The sequence below is a fragment of the Micromonospora sp. NPDC049891 genome (assembly GCF_040660295.1).
Classification (GTDB): Bacteria; Actinomycetota; Actinomycetes; order Mycobacteriales; family Micromonosporaceae; genus Micromonospora.
Genome location: NZ_JBFAML010000004.1, coordinates 46,704 through 67,948 on the forward strand (window position 1 = coordinate 46,704; position 21,245 = coordinate 67,948).

A 21,245-nucleotide genomic window follows, 5' to 3' on the forward strand; every position below is an offset into this window, starting at 1 on the left:
TGTCGCTGAATCCTGCGATCCCTCGGCCTGCCAGCGCAGTGGTGGCTGGCAAATAGCGGTGAATTGCCTGACAACTGGCTAATTGTGGTGGCCGGAAGGTGGCTTTCGCGGCAATCCTGGGGACCATGGCCACCCCTACGCCGCTGTCGCGGCTGTTCACCGTCGTGCTGACCGGCGTACTCGCCGGCCTGGTTCTGGCGGTCGCCGCGCTGCCGGGCAACCTGCTGCTCGGCTTCGCCGCGAAGGCGGCACTCGGGAACTACGCCGCACTGCCGGACGCGTTGCGGACCCCGGCCACCCCGCAGCGGTCCTACCTCTACGCCAACGACGGCAAGACGCTGATCACCACGTTCTACGACGTCAACCGTACGGACGTGGCGCTGGGGGAGATCGCGCCGGTGATGCGCCAGGCGATCGTGGCCGCCGAGGACCGGCGCTTCTACGACCACGGCGGGGTCGACCTGCGCGGCATGCTCCGGGCGGTGGTCAGCAACGTCACCGAGGGCACCGGGCAGGGCGGCTCGACGTTGACCATGCAGTACGTACGCAACGTGCTCAAGACCGACCCGAGCCGCACCGCGGAGGAGCGGGCTGCGGCCACCGAGCCGACCATCGGGCGCAAGCTCCAGGAGATCCGGTACGCCAATGCGTTGGAGCAGCGCCTCGGCAAGGACGAGATCCTCAACCGCTATCTCAACATCGCGTACTTCGGTTCCGGGGCGTACGGGGTGGCGGCCGCGAGCCAGCGTTACTTCTCCAAGGCGCCGGCCGACCTGACCCTCGCCGAGGCGGCTCTGCTCGCCGGCCTGGTGCAGTCGCCGGAGGCGTACAGCCCGATCGACGGCGACGCCGACGCGGCGTTGGAGCGCCGGGGGTACGTGCTGGACTCCATGGTCGAGACCGGGGCGATCACTGCTGAGCAGGCCGCCGAGGCCCGGGCCGAGACGTTGACGCTGGACCCGAGCGACCAGGCCAACGGCTGTGCGGCCACCGCCGGCGGCCGCGACGGATGGGGCTTCTTCTGCGACTACCTGCGCCGCTGGTGGGTCGCACAGCCGGAGTTCGGCGACACCGTGCAGGAGCGGGAGCAGGCACTTCGGCGCGGTGGCTACCGCGTGGTGACGACGCTGGACCCGCAGGTCCAGGCCACCGCGCAGCGCCAGGCCACCGGCATCTACGGGTACGACAACCCGCGCGCCGTGCCGATCGCCGCCGTCGAGCCCGGCACCGGTCGCGTGCTGGCGATGGCCGTCAACCGCCACTACAGCCTCGACAGCAACCCCGACGGGCAGAGCAACTACCCGAACACCGTCAACCCGTTGATCTCCGGCGGCCCCGGTGTGGCCGGCTACCAGGCCGGATCCACGTTCAAGCTGTTCACCATGCTCGCCGCGCTGGAGTCCGGTCGGACGCTGTCCACCGGGTTCGACGCGCCCAGCCGACTGCCCACCCGGTACGCCGCCGAGGGGGACAGCAGTTGCGACGGCCGCTGGTGCCCGGCAAACGCCAACCCGGATTGGATGGACGGCTACCGGATGATGTGGGACGGCTTCGGCCGTTCGGTGAACACCTACTTCGTCTGGCTGGCCGAGCAGGTCGGGCCGGAGAAGGTGGTCGAGATGGCGCAGCGGCTGGGCATCACCTTCCGCGCGGAGTCCGACGCCGACTTCGCCGCCAACGACGCGGCCGACTGGGGCGCGTTCACCCTCGGCGTGGCCGCCACCACCCCGCTCGACCTGGCCAACGCCTACGCGACGGTGGCGGCTGAGGGAACGTACTGCGCGCCGCTGCCGGTGGTGTCGGTGACCGCGCCGGACGGGCAGCGGTTGGCCGTCGGTGACCCGTCCTGCCGGCGGGTGCTCGACGCCGACGTGGCCCGCGCCGCCACCGACGCCGCGCGCTGCCCGGTGGGTCAGCAGTCCGCCTTCGGGCAGTGCAACGGCGGCACCGCCACCGCGGTGAACCGGATCCTCGACGGCCGGCCGGTGGCCGGCAAGACCGGTAGCTCCGACCGGGCCGCCACGGAGAGCTTCGTCGGGTACACCCCGCAGGTCGCGGTCGCCGGTATCGCCGCCAACCCGGACGACCCGACCGACTCCGTCGGTGCCGCCGTGCAGGCGCGGGTCATCGACGCGGTCGCCCGGATCATCGGCACGGCAGTCGAGGACCAGCCGGCACAGGCATTCACCCCGCCCAGCCGCGAACTCGTCGGCACCCCCCGCCGCCCGGCCGAACGCGACCCGCTCCCCGACCCCCGCCGCACCCCCGACAACCCCCTGGCCGACTTCCGCCGCTGGCTCCAAAACCGCGGCTGACCACCCCCGGTCATATCCCCGTTGATCATGAGATTAGCGGCAAGTTCGATCTCTAGAAGTGCCGCTAACCTCATGATCAACAAGGTGGGTGTGGGTGGGGTTAGCGGCGGCGGGGGCGGTAGGTGGTCACCACGCTGGGAATGCCGCGGCGGACGATGCCGGCCCAGTCGGTGTCGCCGCGCAGCATGGCGGCGGCGGTCTTGCGGGCCTGGTCGGTGGTGAAATGTGGGGGCATCATCAGCTCGGCGGGGTCGACCAGTGCGTTGATCACCGTGGGGCGGTCGGCGCGCAGCGCCCGGTCCCACACGTCGGCCACCCGGTCCGGGTGGTCGACCAGCTCGCCGCGCAGCCCCAGCACCTCACCCCAGCGGTGGTACGCGATGTCGGGCAACTGCTGGCTGTCCGGGAACATCGGGGTGCCCTCGGTGGAACGCTGCTCCCAGCTGACGAACGCCAGATCCCGGTTGTTGAGCACCAGCACCACGAACCGCGGATCGGCCCAGCCCTGCCAGTACTTCGCCACGGTGATCAGCTCGTTGACCCCGTTCATCTGCATCGCGCCGTCGCCGATCAGGGCCACCAGCGGGCGGTCCGGGTGGGCGAACTTGGCCGCCAACGCGTACGGCATGGCGCCGCCCATGGACAGCAGGGTGCCCGACAGGCTGGCCAACATCCCCGGACGGACCTTGATGTGCCGGGCGTACCAGGCGGTGGTGGTGCCGCAGTCGACGGCGAGCATCGCGTCGTCGGGCAGGCGCTCGCTGAGGCTGGCGAAGAGCAACTGCGGGTTGACCGGGTCGGCGTCCTGCTCGGCCAGTTCCCGCTGCGACTGCCGCCACGCCGCGGTGGCCCCGGCGATGGTCTGACGCCAACGGGTCGGTCCAGGACCGGGGCCGAGTGCGGCCAGCAGCGCCCGCAGGGTGGGTGCGGCGTCGCCGGTCAGGTTCACCTCCGTCGGGTAGCGCAGTCCGAGCTGGGTACCGTCGTGGTCGATCTGCACCGCCCGCGCCTGCCCGGGCTGCGGGTAGAACTCCGAGTACGGCATGTTGCTGCCGACGATCAGCAGTCGGTCGCACTGGTTCATCAGCTGCCAGCTGGGCCGGGTGCCGAGCAGGCCGATGGCACCTGTCACCCACGGCTCGCGGTGGTCCACCGTGGTGAAGCCGAGCAGCGCCGTCGCCACGCCCGCGCCGAGGCGGTGGGCGATCTCGCGTACCTCGCTTTCGGCACCGAGCGCACCCTGGCCGACAAGCATTGCCACCCGTTCGCCGCTGCCGAGCACCTCGGCGGCGTGCCGGATGTCCGCCTCCGGCGGCACCGTCGGGCCGCTGCTCGGCACGCTGCTGGTGTGGTAGAAGCCGTGCGCGTGTGGCGGGTTGGGCACCGCCGGCAGGTCCTGCACGTCGAGCGGCAGCACCAGGGCGGTGACGGTACGCCGGGCCAGCGCCGTCCGGCACGCCCGGTCCACCAGGTGGCGTACCTGGGACGGGTGGTCGAGCTGGGCCAGGAACGCCGCCGCCACGTCCTTGTAGAGGGCGAGCAGGTCGACCTCCTGGTAGTAGCCGCCGCCCTCGGCGGTGAGTGCGGTGTGCCCGACCAGGGCGACCACCGGCTGGTGATCCAGTTTCGCGTCGTAGAGGCCGTTGAGGGCGTGGATGGCGCCGGGACCGCTGGTGACCAGCACCGCACCGAGCGGCCCACCGCCGTACTTGACGTGCGCCGAGGCGGCGAACCCGGCGGTCTCCTCGTGCCGCACCTGGACGAACTGCACCTGTTCGTTTGTACGTTGCAGGGCCGAGGTCATCCCGTTGATGCCGTCGCCGGGGAAGCCGAAGTAGCGGCGTACGCCCCAGCAGGCGAGCCGCTGCACGATGTGGTCCGCGACGCTGGCCTCGCGCGGCAACGGCCACGGGTCGGCCGGCACGAGCGTGCCGGCGTGGTCTGCGCTCATCGGTGCGCCTTTCCGGGTCGGGCTGCGAACGGAGTGGCGCGGCATTCCCCGGTCCGGAAGGTACGAAACCGCTGAATCGGGACGTGTCCGTCGGCCGGTTCACTCGACGGGTTCTCGGGCACCGGTGGAGGCGGATCAGGTCAGTAGCATGTGGCGATGACTGAGCAGCGGCGACCACGCATCCCCCTGCCGGTCGTCGCCGCCGTCTCGCTTCTGGTGCTGACCGTCGTCGGCTCGGTGGGCGCGCTGGTGACGACGCCCGGGGCCACGGGCATCGGATTGATGGTTCCCGTACTTGTCCTGGTGCTGGCCGTCGGCCTGTGCCGCGGTAGCGGGCGCGCCCGGTTCTGGGTGACCGTGCTGCTCACCTGGAGCATCGTGTACGGCCTCGTCACGTTGACGTCGACCGATGCGTTGTCGCTGGTGTACATCGCCGGATACGCGACCGTCGTCGGCCTCCTGCTGCTGCCCCCTTCATCCCGTCGCTGGTTCCACGACGTCGTGTGACCCGAGGGCGGCCCGCGCCGGGCCGAGGCAGCGGTATTGCCCGGCTGTCGCCGGCACCGGCGATCTCGACAACGAGCCGGGGCGGTGCGGCCTCCGACGCGCGACGGGTTCGTCGCCCCTTTCGGCAGGGGCGGGTGGGTAGGGTCGGCGGCATGGTCGCCCACCGACTGACCCGGGAAGAAGCTCGCCGGATCGCGATCCACGCCCAGCTGCTCGCCGCGCCGCGCCCGAGCGACCTCGTGGACGTCGTTCAGCGCCTCACGATCCTGCAACTCGACCCCACGGCGGCCATCGCGCCCAGCGCCGATCTCGTGCTGTGGAGCCGGCTCGGTCCGGCCTACGATCCCGCCCACCTGACCAGGGCGATCGAGGTCGAGCGCAGCCTGGTCGAGACTGTGGCGTACATCCGCACGCCGGACGACCTGCCCGCCGTGATCGCCGAGGCCCGCGCCGCGACCCATCCGTCCGCCCGGGCCTGGATGGAGCAGAACGAGTCGTTCCGCCGGGACGTCCTGGCCGTCCTGGCGGCGAAGGGTCCGCTGCTGTCCCGGGACATCCCCGACACCAGTGTGGTGCCGTGGCCGTCGAGCGGTTGGACCAACAATCGCAACGTCACAAAGATGCTCGAACTGCTGGCCCGGCAGGGTCAGGTGGCGATCTCCGGCCGCAAGGGACGGCAGCGCTACTGGGATCTCCCCAAGCAGGTGTACGCCGTCGACCTGCCGGACCTCGACCCGGACGAGGCGGCCCGGCTGCGTGACGAGCGCCGGCTCGCCGCGTTGGGCATCGCCCGGTCCGGTGGCACGTTGACCCCGGGCGAGTCACCGTTCGTCGGCGTCGCGGGGGAGGAGGCGGTGGTGGAGGGCGTACCCGGGACCTGGCGGGTCGACCCGGTGTACCTGGGGCTGCCGTTCGAGGGGCGCACCGCGTTGCTGTCGCCGTTCGACCGGTTGATCCACGACCGGGTACGCACCGAGCAACTGTTCGGCTACGAGTACCTCCTGGAGATGTACAAGCCTCGGGACAAGCGGCGGTGGGGCTACTTCGCGCTGCCAGTACTCCATCACGACCGGCTCGTCGGCAAGCTGGACGCGACCGCCGACCGCAAGGCGGGCGTCCTCGTCGTCAACGCCCTGCACGAGGACGTCCCCTTCACCCGGGCGATGACCGCCGAGGTCGACGCCGAGATCGAAGCTCTCGCCACCTGGCTGTGCCTGAAGACCAGCCGGTCCCAGGTGCCGTAACGGCCAGCTGCGCTCGGGTCCGCCGGCCACCCGCCGGCCCGACGGCGTGGGCACGTCCGAGCGTGGTCCACCAGGGACCTGCCGGTCAACTGCCGGTCAATCTCCTGGATGCCCCCTGGGCGTGGAAATAGCGTCCCTGGTATCCGCTTCGGGTGGTGCTTGCGTCAACGGGGGACTCCCGCAGTGGGTGGTGTGTTGCGACCAGGCCGTCTGACGTGACCTGGTGGCCCGGGCCGGCGGTGCCGCCCGGGCCACCACCGCAAATCCAGTCGACCGATCGAGATTGGGCTGCGAAATGACCGAAATCGCCGTCAAGCCCGCCGAGGAACTCCGCTGGGACGTTCCCCGCGCCACCTCAATCAACCGGATCGCCGACCTCGCCGAGGTGCGGCGGTACATCGACGCCATCGACTTCGGGCCGCTGAAGTACCGGCTGACCCAGGGACGCGACATGCTGGGCAGCGAATGGAGCCCGGCCCGGGCGGACTACTTCGAGCGGCTCTACAAGAACTGGCTGTACCTGCGTCGCAGGTACGAGGGCGAACTGTTGCCGCCGCACATCGACATCGACGAGTTCTGGCACGGCCACATCCTGGACACGCACGCGTACTTCGTGCATTGCGACCGGATCTTCGGTTACTACCTCCACCACCTGCCCTACTTCGGTAGGCGCGGGCCGGCCGGCCGGACGAACATCTCGACCGCCTGGCAGCAGACCCAGGACAGGTACCACGCCGAGTTCGGCGAGTACATCTACGACTTCATGGAGTAGAACGGACCGCCCGTCGTCCCGCCCGTCCCGCCTGTCCCGGCCGTCGGGCTCCGGCTCGACAAGGAGTACGCCATCCAGTAGAAACCTTCACCGGACATCCTTTTCCCGTCGAGAGGCTGGCCGGCCCACCGCGGACCCGGCAGGCCATGAGTGGATGGGCATGGCCCGGTTTGGTCAGATGGTGGCGGCCCACCGGCGGCGGCTCGGCTTGACCCAGGAGGATGTCGCTGCCGCCACCGGCCTGGCCGTACGCAGCATCCGGGACGTGGAGAACGGACGGGTGGCCCGGCCGCGCAAGTCGACGGTCCGACTGCTCGCCGAGGCGTTCAACCTGTCCGACGCCGACCGCGTCCACTTCATCCGCGCCGCGGACCCCGACCTGGCCGGTCCGGCGGGGGAGCGACCGCAGCAACTGCCGCTGGCGGTGCCGGGTTTCGTCGGCCGCCGCCGCGAGCTGGAAATTCTCGACTCCGGTCACCACGCGGAACCGGCCCGGCAGCCGGCGGTGGCCATCTTCACGATCTCCGGGATGGCCGGGGTCGGAAAGACCGCGCTCGCCCTGCACTGGGCGCACCGGGCTGCCGGTTGCTTCCCTGAAGGCCAGCTCTACATCAATCTGCGCGGCTACGACGAGGCCGACGTCGTCGACCCGAGCGATGCCCTGCGCGGCTTCCTCGAAGCGCTCGGCGTGCCGGCCACCGGCATCCCGGCCAGCCTGGCGGACCGCGTCGGGCTGCACCGCAGCCTGCTGGCCGACCGTCGTCTGCTGCTGGTGCTCGACAACGCGCGCGACTCGGCGCAGGTCCGACCGCTGCTGCCCGGTGCCGGCGGCTGCGTGGTCGTGGTGACCAGCCGGGACGAGCTGTCCGGGCTGATCGCGGCGGAAGGAGCACACCCGATCCGACTCAACGTGCTCACCAGCACCGAGTCGATGAGCCTGCTCGCCAGTCGCCTCGGCGCCCGCAGGCTGGCCGCCGAGCCGGCCGCCGCGGCGGACATCATCGACTCGACCGGACGGCTGCCGCTCGCGCTGTCGATCGTGGCGGCACGGGTGGCGCTGCATCCCAGCTTCCCGCTCGACGCCTTCGCCGCCAGCCTGCGCCCCGACGAGGCGATGCTTGACGCGCTGGCCGACGGCGACGTACGCGCCGTCTTCTCCTGGTCCTACCTGGCGCTGAGCCGGCCGGCGGCCCGACTGTTCCGCCTGCTGGGGTTACACCCCGGACCGGACCTGACCGTGGAGGCCGCGGCGGCGCTCGCCGGGGAGACCCCGGCGACGATCACACCGCCGCTGCGGGAGCTGACCCGACTGCACCTGCTGACCGAACACCTGCCCGGCCGCTACTCCTTCCATGACCTGCTCCGGGCGTACGCGGCCGAACTGACGCGAAGCGCCGGGGAAGTCGACGAGTCGTGGGAGGCGCGCCACCGACTGCTCGACTACTACCTGCACAGTTCCTACCCGGCGGCGGTGCTGCTCCAGCCGCAGTGGCCGGCGATCGATCCGCTTCCCCCGGTGCCGTCGAACGTCAGGTCCCCGGCAGAGAACCACGACGCGGCGCTCGGCTGGTTCGCGGCGGAACATCAGGTGCTGCTGCGGGCCGTGCGCCAGGCCGCCGAGACCGGCTTCGAGGCGTACGCCTGGCAACTGGCCTGGGCGCTGACCACGTTCTTCGCCCCGCGTGGTCTCTGGCGGGATCAGCGCGTGGCACAGCAGATCGCGCTCGTCGCGGCGGAACGCGTCGACGACCTCGCCGGTCAGGCCGTCGCCAACCGGTTGCTGTCCCGTGCGGAGACCCGTCTCGGTGACCTCGACATGGCGGAGAGACGGCTGCTACGCGCCCTGGACCTGCACCGGCGACTGGACGACCCGACCGGCCAGGCGCTGACGCTGCACAACCACGCCGAGGTCTGCTTCATGCGTGGGCGACCCGAGGAAGGGATCCGTCACGGACAGGAAGCGCTACGGCTGTACCGATCGGTCGGCAACCGCGCCGGCGAGGCACGGGCCCTGAACGCCGTCGGTTGGCTCTACGCCGCCACGGGAGACTATCCACGGGCGATCGAGAGCTGCACGCAGGCGCTCGCTCAGCAGCGGGCGAGCGGCGACCGCAACGGTCAGGCGGCTACGTTGGACAGCCTCGGTTTCGCCCACGCCCGCCTGGGTGAGCATGATCGGGCGGCCGACTGCTTCGAGGAGGCCATCGGGCTGTTCCGTGAATCCGCGGACCGCTACCACGAGGCCGAGACGCTTCAGCGGCTCGGCGAGGCCCGCGAGGCGATGGGCGACATCTCCCGGGCCGTCGACGCATGGCGACGCGCGGCGCAGATCCTCGACGATCTCGGCGACCCGTCGGCCGAGCACGCCCACCGCGTGCTGTCGCGGCTGTCGCCACCCTGACCACGCCTCTGCGCGCCGACGCGCTACCCGCGCGACGGACGCGCTACCCGCGCGGGTTGCGGCTGTGCTCGCGGGTTGCGGCATCTTGGGGTTTCCGCGGAGCGGGAGGGTGCGACATGCCGCAACCCGCGAGCGTGGCCGGGTGGCGGCCAGCCAGTGGGGTGCTGTTCGACAGGTTCCTCGCCTGGGCGCGCCGCCGACCGCCGGTCGACCCACCGACCTGACGCGCGCGGTGGTGTCTCATGGGTGGCCAGGACTCGCGGCACGCAGCGAACCGACGACGAGGCGTTCGACGTCGGTCCAGGTGGGCGTGGGTCGACCGTAGGCGGGCACCGGGCGGCGCTGCGGTCCGAAGAAGTACTGCTGGGCGACCGCGCCCCGGATGGCGGCGTGCACCTCGGGATGGTCGTCGACGAAGTGGGTGAGGGTGAGGTCGAGGCAGTGGGCCCGCTTGTCGGCCCGCGCCCGGCAGAACCGGACGTGGTCGCGGGGGATGCCGCTGCGCCGGTGGAAGTCGTGGGCGGCGAGCCAGCGCAGGGTACGGGCCTGGACGCGCGGGCCGCACTTGGAGACCAGCCACACCCGGCCGCCGAAGAGGGGGACGAGACGGGCGATGGTCTCGACGGCACCGGGCACCTCGGGGGTGGCCAGCATGGTCGCCTCGTCCCCGCTGAAGAAGGCGGTGTCACCGCCGCCCGGGTGGGCGGGGCCGTCGATGATGACCCGGCCGATGTCGATGCCGAGCCGGGGAAGGTTCTCCGTCACGCGGCTCAGAATGCGGCGCGATCGTCTCGGGCGGAACTATTGTTTGGCACCGCATCTATAGTTTGGAACTATGGACGGGCGGAGCCTGCTGGAAGCCGACGCGCTGCGGTCGTTCGCGGTCTTCGCCGAGCACCGCAACTTCACCACCGCTGCGCAGGAGCTGCACATCAGCCAGCCCTCCCTGCACGTGAAGATCCGGAAGCTGGCCACCGCGCTCGGCGTCGACCTGTACGAACGCGACGGTCGCAAGCTGACGCTGACGGCCGCCGGGGAACGCCTCGCCGCGTACGCACTGGACTCCCGCCGACGGGCCGAGGAGTTCCTGCGGGAGTTGCACCAGCAGTCCGCGCCGACGCTCACCATCGCGGCCGGGCGGGGCGCGCTGCGGTGGGTGATCAGCGGACCGATCCAGCGGGTCGGCCGCCAGGGACGCCGGGTCCACGTGATCACCGCTGACCGGGACGCCGCCCTCGCCGCCCTCACCAGCGGGCGGGCCGACCTCGCCGTCGTCGCGCACGACCCGCCCGGCCGGCAGCTCGAGTCGACGCAGATCGCCGCCTATCGGCAGGTGCTCGTCCTCGGTGCCGGGCACCCGCTCGCCGCCCGCCGGCAGGTCCGGCTCGGCGATCTCGATGGCCTGGATCTTGTCGTACCCCCGGCCGGGCGACCGCACCGCAGGGCGCTGGACCGCGCCCTGCTCGACGCGGGCGTGCGCTGGCAGGTCGCCGCGGAGGTCGACGGGTGGGACCTGTTGGTGCATCTCGCCGCGCTGGGGGTCGGCGCCACGGTGGTCAACGGCTGCGTCGGGCTTCCCGACGGGCTGCGTGCGGTCCCGATCCACGGCCTGCCGGAGATCCGGTACTGGGCCACCTGGCGGCCACCACGACGGGCCGTGGTGCAGGACCTGCTCGACCAGTTCGGCATCGGCCCGTGACCGACCGGCTCACCTCCGCCAGCAGGTTCCTCGCGTACGTGCTCCGCCACCGTCCGGACGCCGTCGACATCACCCTCGACGAGGGCGGCTGGGTCGAGGTGGAGGTGCTGCTCGCCGCGCTCGCCCGACACGGCCGTCCGGTCACCCGGCAGGTGCTGGCCGAGCTGGTCGCTGGCACCGACAAGCAGCGTTTCGAGCTGCACGCCGGGCGGATCCGGGCCGCGCAGGGCCACTCGATCGCCGTCGACCTGCGCCTCGAACCCGTCGCCCCACCGTCGCTGCTCTACCACGGCACGGTGGCCCGTCACCTGTCCGGCATCCGTGCCGAGGGGCTGCGACCACGCGGTCGTACCCACGTCCACCTGTCGGTGGACCGGGAGACCGCCGCCACGGTCGGTGCCCGACGCGGTGACCCGGTCGTGCTGACCGTGGACGCGGCCGGCATGCACCGCAACGGGTTCGTCTTCTACCGGGCCGCCAACGGTGTCTGGCTGACCGACCACGTCCCAGCCCGCTGGATCGTGGTCGGCGGGCCGGCTTGACAGGCAAGTGTCCGCTTGCCTATAAATGTGTCTGTGGACGCCGACCCTGACCTCTTCAAGGCCATCGGTGACGCGACGCGACGCACGATCCTGGACGAGTTGATCGACAGGGACGGTCAGACGCTCTTCGAGATCTGCGGCCGACTGACCGTGAAGCACAACCTGACCTCCTCACGCCAGGCCATCTCACAGCACCTCGCGGTGCTCGAACAGGCCGGCCTGGTACTCACCCGGCGACAAGGCCGGTACAAGTTCCACCACATCGACACGAGCCCGCTGCGCTCGATCGTCGAGCGGTGGCCCATCGACCGAGAGGCACCAGAACCGTGATCCGCATCCACGTCACAAGCGTGTTCGTCGACGACCAGGCCAAGGCGCTCGCCTTCTACACCGAGAAGCTCGGGTTCCTCAAGAAGACCGACGTGCCCGCCGGTGAGGCCCGCTGGCTCACCGTCGTCTCGCCGGCCGACCCCGACGGGGTCGAGCTGCTGCTGGAACCGGCCGGCCACCCGGCGGCAGCCCCGTTCCAGCAGGCCCTGGTGGCCGACGGCATCCCGTTCACCTCGTTCGTCGTCGACGACGTGCACGCCGAGGTCGAGCGACTCAAGGGCCTCGGCGTCGAGTTCACCCAGGAGGCGACCGACCTCGGCCCGGTGGTCACCGCCGTCCTCGACGACACCTGCGGCAACCTGATCCAGATCGCCACCATGAAGTAGCCCTACCGCCTCCTCGGTCGGTGGGCGCGGCCTTGCGCGGCCGTCGTGCCGGTCGGCCGCGGGCCTGTCAGCTCCCGGCGCCGCAGGGTCCGGCAGAATCGGCGGGTGCCCGTCCACCTGATCACCGAGCCCGACGACGAGCGGATCGCCGACTACCGGGCGCTCACCGACGTCGAGCTGCGTACCCGCTGGGAGCCACCGCACGGCCTGTTCATCGCCGAGGGTGAGCTGGTGCTGCGGCGGGCGCTGCGGGCCGGCTACCCGGCCCGGTCGTTCCTCGTCGACGCCAAGCGGGTCGACCAGTTGGCCGACCTCGACACGGGCGACGCCCCGGTGTACGCCGCCACTCCCGACGTGCTGCGCGAGGCGACCGGGTTCCACGTGCACCGGGGGGTGCTCGCCTCGTTCCGGCGCAAGCCGCTGCCGACCGCCGCTGAGGTGCTCGCCACCGCCGGTCGCGTGGTGATCCTCGAAGACGTCAACAACCATACGAACCTGGGGGCGATCTTCCGGGCGGTGGCGGGGTTGGGCGTGGACGCCGTGCTGCTCTCGCCGACCTGCGCCGATCCGCTCTACCGGCGCAGCGTACGGGTCAGCATGGGTGAGGTCTTCGCCGTGCCGTACGCGAAGCTGGAACCGTGGCCGACGGCGCTGGCCGACGTACGGGCCGCCGGGTTCACCGTGCTGGCGATGACGCCGGCACCCGACGCGGTGCCCATCCAACGACTGGGCCCGGCCCAGCGGTCCCAGGCCGCGCTGCTGCTCGGTGCCGAGGGGGCCGGGTTGACCGGCGCGGCGATGGCCGCCAGCGACGCACGGGTGGTGATCCCGATGCGACGCGGCGTGGACTCGTTGAACGTCGCCGCCGCCACCGCCGTGGCCTGCTGGGAGCTGGGCCGCGACGACCCGTTCTGAGGTCCGACCGGCGGTTACCGGAGCCACAGTCACGGACGGTAGCGTGTCGCGGGTGTTCCCTACCGTGCGTGAGGTCCTCGCCCTGGACCCGGTCCGCCACGGCGCGCCGCGCCTGGTCGCGGGGGAGGTCGGGTTGGACCGTCGGGTGCGCTGGGTGCACGTCGCCGAGGTACCGGACATCGCCACCCTGCTCGGCGGTGGCGAGCTGGTGCTCACCACGGGTATCGGGCTGCCCGGTGACGACGCCGGGCTGCGGGCCTTCATCGGGGACCTGGCCGGCGTCGGCGTCTCCGGGCTGGTGGTCGAGCTGGGCCGTCGCTACCTCGACGGCGTACCCCGGGTGATGGTGGCCGCCGCCGAACGTCACGGTCTGCCGTTGGTGGAGCTGCGCCGGGCCACCCCGTTCGTGCGGATCACCGAGGCGGTGCACGCCCTGATCGTGGACGCTCAGCTCACCGAGCTACGGGCCACGGAGGAGATTCACCAGCGGTTCACCGAGCTGTCGGTGGAGGGTGCCGACCTCGGGGAGGTGGTCCGGCAGGCGGCCGAGCTGTCCGGCTGCCCGGTGGTGCTGGAGAACCTGTCCCGCCAGGTGCTCGCGTACGACCCGGCGGGGGAGAGCGCCGAGCTGCTGCTGGACGGGTGGGAGCAGCACTCACGGCGGATCCGGCCCGAGGGGCGTACGGCGTACGACGCGGACCGCGGCTGGCTGGTCACCATGGTGGGTGCCCGCGGACAGGACTGGGGTCGGCTGCTGTTGCGCTGGCCGCCCGGCGGTGACCTGGCCGGTGGGCAGTCGCTGCCGGCGTCGGCCGGTGGTCGGTCCGCCCCCGGGCCGGCCCTCGGCCGGGCGGTCGCGACCCCGGCCGACAGCGCCGGTTCGCCGCCGACCAGGCTGACCATCCTCGTGGAGCGGGCGGCGTCCACGCTGGCCCTCGGCCGGCTGATCCGGCGGGACGCCGAGGGACTGGAACGCCAACTCCACCGGACCCTGCTCACCGCCCTGCTCGACCACTCCTGGCCGGTGGACGAGGTGGCGCTGCGGGCGCGGGCGCTCGGGGTGGTGCTGGAGCGTCGTCATCTCATCGGCGTGGTGGTCCGTCACCGGACCGACGACGGCGGCGAGGACACCGCGCGCCACCGCCAGCCGGCGGGCAGCGGGCCGCTCAACGAGCCGGGAAACCTCGGCGAGGCGTTCGACAGCGTCCCGGGCGCCGGGCCGGCCGGGCTGCGTGACCTCGCCGAAGCTGTCGGACAGGCGCTGCGCGAGGCCGGGCTGACCGGGCTCACCAGTGCCCTTGACGACCAGACGGTGGGTGTCCTGCTCGCCCTGCCCGATGCGGTAGCGGAGGAACGGGCGTTGTCCGCCTTCGCTGCCGCGCTGCGCCGGTGCCGCCCCGACCTGCCCGGCCGCAATGATTCGTCTAGGCGTGCCGATTCGTCTGGGCGTGCTGATAGCTCCGGTCGCGCTGACCTGTCTGGTCGCGCCGCTGACCCGCAGGGGCGCGCCGGAGCGTCCAGCCGTTCCGACGATGCGCCCGCACCGAGTGCTGGCCGACGCTCCATCACCGGGCTGCTGATCGCCGCCGGATCCGGCGTGGGCAGCATGCGGGAGGCACGCCGGTCGCTGATCGAGGCTCGTCAGGTCGCCGACGCGGCCCGGCGGGACCGGCGTGACCTGCCGATCTTCCGGTTGCCGCATGTCGGGTTGGCCGGGCTGCTGCACCTGCTGCGCGATGAGCCCCGGGTGCAGACCTTCGTCGAGCGGCAACTCGGCGCGCTGCTGGCCTACGATGCGCAGCATCCCCGGGAGCAGTTGCTGGGTACCCTGCGGGCCTACCTGGAGCAGGGCCGGAACAAGTCCGCAGCGGCGGCCGCCGCCCACCTGTCCCGCCCGGCGTTCTACGAGCGGCTGGCCCGGATCGGCCGGATCCTCGACGTCGACCTCGACTCGGTCGACGCCTGCCTCTCCCTCCACGTAGCCCTGCTGGCCCTGGACGCCATCCGCACCCCCTGACCCCCCACCCACCCACCCACCTCCCCACCCACCTCCCCACCCGGCCTCGCCGCGTTGATCAAGAAGTTTGCGTCATTTTCGATCTTCCTGAAGACCAAAACTTCTTGATCAACGCGCCGGTGCACGCGCGCGGTGCACGGCCGCGGTGGGGGGTGTGGGGTGGGGGTGTTAGGGGGTGAGGGTTTGGAGGGTTTTCTGGTAGGTGGGGGGGATGTGGTGGTTGGCGGCGGCGGGGGTGAAGGTGTCGGAGGTGGCGGCGGTGGACCATGCCTCGTCGGGGACGGCGTCCACCAGGGCGGTCACGACGGGGGTGTCGCGCCATTCGGGTTGCTGGGCGAGCAGGCTCAGCGCGACCACTGACTCTTCCACCTCGCCCACGCACTCGAACGGCTTGTGGCCGTCGATGCCGAGCAGTTCGCGGTAGCCGGGGATCTGCGCGGAGTCGGCGAGCAGGTCGCCGCCGAAGATGTGGGTGATCCGTTCGCGGGGCATGAACGGAGCCAGGGCCAGGAAGACGAACCGGCACTTGGGGCAGTCGCGGCACCAGCGTTCGCTGGCGTCGCGGAGCTTGAACGCGGCGTTGCAGCTGGTGACCACGTCGTCGTAGCGGTCGATGGTGGCGAACAGTCGGGCGATGTGCAGCTCCGACAGTGGGCGCAGCAGCGAGAAGTACGGCTCGGCCAGCCCGGCGTGCTCGGCGAGCGCGGCCCGCAGCAGCCCTTCGGCCTCGACGCCCTTGGACCACTGGTGGTTGATCTCGTGACCGTTCCAGATCAGGTTCGGGTCCGACGCGGAGCGCTCGTTGGACATCACCACCGGGCCCAGGCCGTGCAGTACGGCGGTGGCGACCGCGATCAGCGAGTTGATCGCGGTGACCGGGATGTGTCCGTTGCGGGCGCCGGCCGCGTTCAGCTCGAACAGCACCGGGTCGATGCGTCGCCGGGCCGCGAGAGCGGGCAGCCCTGACGCCGCGTTCACCGCGTTGATCACGTGGTTCGGGTTGACCGAGAAGGGCACCGGATCGAGACCGGCCCGGCGCAGCGCCTCCAGGCTGACGATCGAATCCTTGCCGCCGCCCACCGCCGACAGCGGGCGTCGGTCGGAGTTGTCGTACTCGGCGGCCGGCTTGACCCGCCCGTCAGGCACCCGCGGGGTCAGCTCCAGCACGTACGGCAGTTGGTTGCGGTACGCGTACTCGGCGAGGCCCTTGGTGTAGACGGCCGTGACGAACTCGACGGCGGCCGGGCCGAGCGGTGCCGGCAGCAGCAGCTGCCCGGGGGCGGCCGTCTTGTAGTAGCTGACCCCGGCCACCACGTGCAGCAGCTCCAGCACCCGGCCCAGCGCCGCCACGGCGGCGTCCGACGGAGACTCCTCCGGCACCGGCAACGTGATCACCTCGGTGAACCGCTGCTCGCCGTCGGGTCCGGTCAGGGCGTAGTCGAACAACGCCTCGCCGGTGGACAGGTCGATCGAGTAGGACGGGAAGGTGAACGCGTCCATCCGCGCCAGATGCGTGTTGAGCACACGCCATACTAGGCCCTGGTTCGTCCGGCCGTGCCCGGCTCGGGCGGACCGTGCCCCACCACCGTCGTACCCGAGGAGAGCCTGTGCGCCTGTCTGACCTGCGCGGACGTAAAGTCGCAGTCTGGGGGGCCGGCCGGGAGGGGCGGGCCGCGGTGACGGCCATCGCCGCCCACGGCCCGGCCGACCTCGTCGCCGTCGACGACAGCGCGAACTTTCTCACCCTGCCCTGGGACGGCCCGCTGGCGGAGGCCGCCCCGCTGGTCACCGGCGACGAGGGCTTCGCCCGGCTGGCCGCCGCCGACGTGGTGGTCCGCTCGCCGGGTGTACCGCAGACGCATCCCTGGCTGATGGAGCTGCGCCGCCAGGGCGCGACGGTCACCCAGGGCACCTCGCTCTGGATGGCCGACCACGGCGACCGCACCATCGGGGTGACCGGCAGCAAGGGCAAGAGCACCACGTCCAGCCTGATCCATCACCTGTTGACTGCTGTGGACCGGCCGAACGTCTTCGGCGGCAACATCGGCGTACCGACGCTGGACCTGCCGGAGGCGGACCTCTATGTCCTGGAGCTGTCCAGCTACCAGTGCAGCGATCTGACCGACTCGCCCCGGGTGGCGGTGGTCACCGCCCTGTTCCCCGAGCATCTCGACGCGCACGGCGGCGAACGGGAGTACTACCGGGACAAGCTCAACCTGCTCGCGTACGGGCCACGCACGGTGGTGGTCAACGGCGCGGACCCACGGCTGGCGTTCGAGCTGGGCGACCGCGCGGCGGTGCGCGCCGGCACCGCCGACTCGGTGAACGTGGCCGCCGGCCCGGACGGTACGCCCTGGTTCCACCGGGTCGACCAGCCGCTCTTCCCACGGGCGGTGCTGCCGCTGGTCGGGCGGCACAACGAGGGCAACCTCTGCGTGGCCCTGGCCGTGCTCGACGCATTGGGCATCGACCTGGTCGAGCGTAAGGACGCCCTGGCCGTGGCGGTCGCCGAGTTCCAGGGACTGGCCCACCGGCTGACCGAGATCGTCGACCCGTCCGGCCTGACGTTCGTCGACGACACCCTGGCCACCAGCCCGTACGCGGCCATCCACGCCATCGACGCGTACGACGGGCGGCCGCTGACCGTGATCGTCGGTGGCACCGACCGGGGGGTCGACTACACGCCGCTGCGGGAGCACCTGGCCGAGCGGGAACTGACAGTGATCGGTATCCCGGACAGCGGCCCGCGGATCATCGAGGCGCTCGACGGGCTGCCGAAGATTCGCACCGAACTGGTCGACGATCTCGCCGACGCGGTGCAACTGGCCCGGCAGGTCACCCCGGCCGGCGGCGTGGTGCTGCTCTCACCCGCCGCGCCCAGTTACGGCCGCTTCCGCAACTTCGAGCACCGCTCCGAGGTCTTCGCCGAAGCCATCCGCGCCACCGCCCCCGCCTAAACCCCACCCACCCCCGCCCGCCCCTCCCCACCGGGGGCTTGTCCTCGTTGACCATGAAGTTGTTGCCACTTTTCGTCCGATCTCGGGGTGACAACTTCATGATCGTGGCGGGCGTCGGGGTGTGGTTGGGGGGTTTTACGCTGAGGGCGTCGGTAGCTGGAGGTGGTGGATGGTCCAACTGTTGCGCCGCCCGCGTACCGGACCGCGTGCGCATGCGGTAGGCGTCGCGCGGCTGATGGCGCACACCGACCCGGTCGCACTGATCGGCATCGCCCTGTCGGTATCGCTCTCCGTGACCCTCGACCTGACCGGCGCCGCCACCGGCGTGGAGTCGTTGCTTGCCGGTCTGATGGGCATCACCATCTCGTTGCTCGTGGACTCCATCGCCCGGGCCGAGCGTCGGTTCCACCTGCGGGCGCTGCTGGCCGGCCCGCACTGGCTGGTGCGGGCGGTCCCGGAACTCGCCACCGCCGCGACCGAGGCGGTCGACCGCCATCCGGGCACCCGGGTCGCCGAGGAGACCCAGCGCCGGTTCGAGCGGTTCCAGGCCGATCTCGGGCAGCTGCGTCAGGGACGCATCATCCGGCCCGGTACCGACTACCAGGACATGCTCGGTGCCACCCGCGACTGCGTACGGCAACTGGAGGCGCTGACAAACGTGCTGCCCCGGCTGGCCTGGTGGAGCAGTGACATCGGCCGACGGTACTGGTCGGAGAACCTCGCCGCGCTGGCCCGTGGCGTGCAGATCACCCGGATCTTCACCTACACCGAGTTCTCCGACGAGTTGGCGGAGCTGGTGGCGACGCAGCGCCGGGCGGGCGTACGGGTGGGTCTCCTGTCGACCGTCGCGGTCCCCGCCGACCTGCACGTCAATCTGATCCGCTGGGACGGCACAGCATGCTGGACGGCGGGCATGAGCGCGCACGGCGAGATCAACGAGAACCGGTTCTCGGTCAACGCCGCCGACGTTGCCCGGGCCGGTGAGACGTTCCAGGCGTGCCTGAGCCGGGCCACCTTCGACACATGACGACTGGATGACCGCCCAGGGCGTACTGCTGGTGACCGCTGTGGTCTGGGCGGTGAGCCTGATCCGTCCGGTCCGGTGGCGGGCCTTCGTGGCCGCGCTGCCACTGCCCATGACCGCCGCGCTGCTGGCCACCGGCCTCCCCGTCGACGGCACGCAACTCGTCGGGGTGGCCGGGCTCAACCTGTTCTTCGGCCTCGTGGCGTTGGCGTACCACCGGTTCCGGTTGCCGATTCTGCTCGCCGACGTGGCGGGTGTCGCCGGCTACCTGGCGGTCGCGGCGGCGCTGCGTCCGTTCGCGCTGCCGTTCGGGCCGACGCTGGCCGCCATGCTGGCCCTCTGGCTGCTCGCCATGCTGGTGCTGCGCCGCCTCCCCGCACCCGACCCGCCGGTGGCATCCGGCACGCGGGTGCCGGCGGTGGCGCGGCTGCTGCTGATCCTCGGCGGTGCGGTGCTGACCGGGCTGCTGGGCCAGGTGCTGCGAGGGCTGGTGGTGACGTTCCCGTACGCCGGGGTGCTGGTGGCCGTCGAGGTGCGGCGGGACCTGCCGGCCTTCTGCCGGCACTTCGCCCGTAACAGCCTGGCGCTGCTCGGGTTCCTGGTCGGGGTCCGCCTGGGCCAGGACGTCTCGGTCACGGTGGCGCTTGTCGCCGGATGGGCGGGGTTCGCGCTGGTCGCAGCGGCGTTGCACCTCCCCAGGTACTGGCATGGAAAACGCTACCCGGAAGCCCATTCGACCACCGGAAACGCGGCCGAGAGGGGGGACGGCGACGGAAAGCGTTGACGTGTTGTCAACGATCCCGGGTCACCGCCGGACAGTCTGGCACTTGTCCCGGCAGTGACGGTGGTGAAAGCGTTCGGGAACGCGACCGAAGGGGCGACGATGACCGCCGACGACCTGCTGGCCCGGCACCGGGCCGTGCTTCCGTCCTGGATGACGCTCTACTACGCCGAGCCGATCGAACTCGTCAGTGGCGAAGGCCGTCGGGTCACCGACGCGCGTGGCCGCACCTACCTGGACTTCTTCGGTGGCGTGCTGACCAACTCGCTCGGCTACGACATCGCCGAGGTCCGCGAGGCGGTGCAGCGGCAACTGGCCACCGGAATCGTGCACACCTCGACGCTCTACCTGATCCGTCAGCAGGTCGAGCTGGCCGAGAAGGTGGCGAGGTTGTCCGGCATCCCCGACGCGCGGGTCTTCTTCACCAACTCCGGCAGCGAGGCCAACGAGGCGGCGCTGCTGGTCGCCACGAATCATCGACGTTCGCACCAGATCCTCGCGGTGCGCAACAGCTACCACGGCCGCACGTACGCGACCATGGGCGCGACAGGCAACCGCACCTGGTCGCCGACGTCGATCAACCCGCTCCAGGTCGCCTGGTTGCACTCCGGTGATCGGCTGCGCGGCCTGCTGGCCCGGCTGCCGGAGGCCGACCGGGTCGACGCGGCGGCGGAGGACCTGCGCGAGGTGCTCGCCACGCAGACCAGCGGGGACGTGGCCTGCCTCATCGCCGAGCCGATCCAGGGCGTGGGCGGCTTCGTGCACGGCCCCGACGGTCTCTTCGCCGCCTGGAAGAAGATCCTCGACGAGCACGGCATCCTGCTCATCTCCGACGAGGTGCAGACCGGCTGGGGGCGCACCGGCGAGCACTTCTGGGGCTACCAGGCGCACGGCGTCACCCCGGATCTGCTCACCTTCGCCAAGGGCATCGGCAACGGATTCGCGTTGGCCGGGGTGGTCGGCCGGGCGGAGGTGCTGGACTCGGTGTCGGGGATCAGTTTCTCCACCTTCGGCGGCAATCCCCTCTCCACCGCCGCGGGCAACGCGGTGCTGGACTATCTGCTGGCGCACGACCTGCAGGCCAACGCCGAACGGGTCGGCCGCATCCTCGGCGACGGCCTGCGCGCGGCCGTCGCGGACCTGGAACGGGTCGGAGAGGTACGCGGCAAGGGCCTGATGCTCGGCGTCGAGTTCGTCCACCCGGGCACCGGCGAACCCGACGCGGCGCTGGCCACCCGGATCTTCGAGGCGTGCCGCGAGGGCGGACTGCTGACCGGCAAGGGCGGGCTGTACGGCAACGTGCTGCGGATGGGGCCGCCGTTGACGCTTACCGAGGAGGAGGCCCGGGAGGGTCTGGCCATCCTGGTCGACGCGATCCGCTCCGGCGTGGCGGCGACCCCGTGA

At 71.5% G+C, this 21,245-nt stretch carries 18 protein-coding genes; 15 read left to right on the forward strand and 3 right to left on the reverse strand.

Translation table 11 applies throughout. The annotated features are described in order from the left end of the window. The first annotated feature begins 125 nt into the window (after nucleotides 1-125). A complete protein-coding gene (locus tag AB0I71_RS07510; RefSeq protein WP_357582410.1) occupies nucleotides 126-2,315 on the forward strand; it encodes a transglycosylase domain-containing protein in 2,190 nt (729 codons plus the stop codon). Between the two features lie 100 nt (nucleotides 2,316-2,415). Here the strand turns inward: AB0I71_RS07510 and AB0I71_RS07515 are convergent, their stop codons facing one another. After that, entirely contained in the window at nucleotides 2,416-4,266 is a 1,851-nt protein-coding gene (locus AB0I71_RS07515; protein ID WP_357582411.1) for a thiamine pyrophosphate-requiring protein, read from the reverse strand. Nucleotides 4,267-4,422: 156 nt separating this feature from the next. On the opposite strand from AB0I71_RS07515, the gene AB0I71_RS07520 reads away from it, so the two are divergent. From AB0I71_RS07520 to AB0I71_RS07535, 4 genes are all read left to right on the forward strand, one after another. Beyond that, a complete protein-coding gene (locus tag AB0I71_RS07520) occupies nucleotides 4,423-4,773 on the forward strand; it encodes a hypothetical protein (RefSeq protein ID WP_357582412.1) in 351 nt (116 codons plus the stop codon). Between the two features lie 152 nt (nucleotides 4,774-4,925). Beyond that, nucleotides 4,926-6,017, forward strand: a complete 1,092-nt coding sequence (locus AB0I71_RS07525; protein ID WP_357582413.1) for a crosslink repair DNA glycosylase YcaQ family protein — start codon at nucleotides 4,926-4,928, stop codon at nucleotides 6,015-6,017. 295 nt (nucleotides 6,018-6,312) lie between these two features. Beyond that, entirely contained in the window at nucleotides 6,313-6,789 is a 477-nt protein-coding gene (locus AB0I71_RS07530; RefSeq protein ID WP_357582414.1) for a hypothetical protein, read from the forward strand. A gap of 160 nt (nucleotides 6,790-6,949) precedes the next feature. Next, on the forward strand, nucleotides 6,950-9,190 hold the full coding sequence (locus AB0I71_RS07535; RefSeq protein ID WP_357582415.1) for a tetratricopeptide repeat protein: 2,241 nt from the start codon (nucleotides 6,950-6,952) through the stop codon (nucleotides 9,188-9,190). A 240-nt stretch (nucleotides 9,191-9,430) separates the two neighbouring features. Here the strand turns inward: AB0I71_RS07535 and AB0I71_RS07540 are convergent, their stop codons facing one another. After that, nucleotides 9,431-9,955, reverse strand: coding sequence for a hypothetical protein (locus AB0I71_RS07540; protein ID WP_357582416.1), 525 nt, complete (start codon nucleotides 9,953-9,955; stop codon nucleotides 9,431-9,433). Nucleotides 9,956-10,025: 70 nt separating this feature from the next. Between AB0I71_RS07540 and AB0I71_RS07545 the strand changes: the two genes are divergently transcribed. Genes AB0I71_RS07545 through AB0I71_RS07570 form a run of 6 tightly spaced genes read left to right on the forward strand, consistent with a single transcriptional unit; the run spans nucleotide 10,026 to nucleotide 15,079 of the window. Further along, nucleotides 10,026-10,889 carry a LysR family transcriptional regulator gene (locus AB0I71_RS07545; RefSeq protein ID WP_357582417.1) on the forward strand — a complete coding sequence of 288 codons (864 nt, stop codon included), beginning with the start codon at nucleotides 10,026-10,028 and terminating at the stop codon, nucleotides 10,887-10,889. Next, a complete protein-coding gene (locus AB0I71_RS07550) occupies nucleotides 10,886-11,431 on the forward strand; it encodes an RNA 2'-phosphotransferase (protein ID WP_357582418.1) in 546 nt (181 codons plus the stop codon). Before AB0I71_RS07545 ends, AB0I71_RS07550 begins: the two co-directional genes overlap by 4 nt. A gap of 33 nt (nucleotides 11,432-11,464) precedes the next feature. Continuing rightward, nucleotides 11,465-11,761 carry a metalloregulator ArsR/SmtB family transcription factor gene (locus tag AB0I71_RS07555; protein ID WP_357582419.1) on the forward strand — a complete coding sequence of 99 codons (297 nt, stop codon included), beginning with the start codon at nucleotides 11,465-11,467 and terminating at the stop codon, nucleotides 11,759-11,761. Beyond that, complete coding sequence (locus AB0I71_RS07560; protein WP_357582628.1) at nucleotides 11,761-12,147, forward strand: VOC family protein; 387 nt, start codon at nucleotides 11,761-11,763, stop codon at nucleotides 12,145-12,147. Before AB0I71_RS07555 ends, AB0I71_RS07560 begins: the two co-directional genes overlap by 1 nt. A gap of 45 nt (nucleotides 12,148-12,192) precedes the next feature. Next, nucleotides 12,193-13,062 carry an RNA methyltransferase gene (locus AB0I71_RS07565; RefSeq protein WP_357582420.1) on the forward strand — a complete coding sequence of 290 codons (870 nt, stop codon included), beginning with the start codon at nucleotides 12,193-12,195 and terminating at the stop codon, nucleotides 13,060-13,062. 43 nt (nucleotides 13,063-13,105) lie between these two features. Beyond that, nucleotides 13,106-15,079, forward strand: a complete 1,974-nt coding sequence (locus AB0I71_RS07570) for a PucR family transcriptional regulator (RefSeq protein WP_357582421.1) — start codon at nucleotides 13,106-13,108, stop codon at nucleotides 15,077-15,079. A gap of 168 nt (nucleotides 15,080-15,247) precedes the next feature. Here AB0I71_RS07570 and AB0I71_RS07575 read toward each other — a convergent pair whose 3' ends face one another. Beyond that, nucleotides 15,248-16,603: a hypothetical protein gene (locus AB0I71_RS07575; RefSeq protein WP_357582422.1), complete on the reverse strand. Its 1,356-nt coding sequence runs from the start codon at nucleotides 16,601-16,603 to the stop codon at nucleotides 15,248-15,250. Between the two features lie 83 nt (nucleotides 16,604-16,686). Here AB0I71_RS07575 and murD point away from each other — a divergent pair, with 83 nt between their 5' ends. The 4 genes from murD to AB0I71_RS07595 all read left to right on the forward strand — a co-directional run bounded on the left by murD (nucleotide 16,687) and on the right by AB0I71_RS07595 (nucleotide 21,245). Then, nucleotides 16,687-18,036 (forward strand): UDP-N-acetylmuramoyl-L-alanine--D-glutamate ligase, encoded by a 1,350-nt coding sequence (gene murD / locus AB0I71_RS07580; protein WP_357582423.1) that lies wholly within the window; start codon nucleotides 16,687-16,689, stop codon nucleotides 18,034-18,036. A 169-nt stretch (nucleotides 18,037-18,205) separates the two neighbouring features. Continuing rightward, a complete protein-coding gene (locus AB0I71_RS07585) occupies nucleotides 18,206-19,063 on the forward strand; it encodes a hypothetical protein (protein ID WP_357582424.1) in 858 nt (285 codons plus the stop codon). A 7-nt stretch (nucleotides 19,064-19,070) separates the two neighbouring features. Beyond that, entirely contained in the window at nucleotides 19,071-19,844 is a 774-nt protein-coding gene (locus AB0I71_RS07590) for a hypothetical protein (RefSeq protein ID WP_357582425.1), read from the forward strand. Nucleotides 19,845-19,943: 99 nt separating this feature from the next. Then, on the forward strand, nucleotides 19,944-21,245 hold the full coding sequence (locus tag AB0I71_RS07595; RefSeq protein WP_357582426.1) for an aspartate aminotransferase family protein: 1,302 nt from the start codon (nucleotides 19,944-19,946) through the stop codon (nucleotides 21,243-21,245).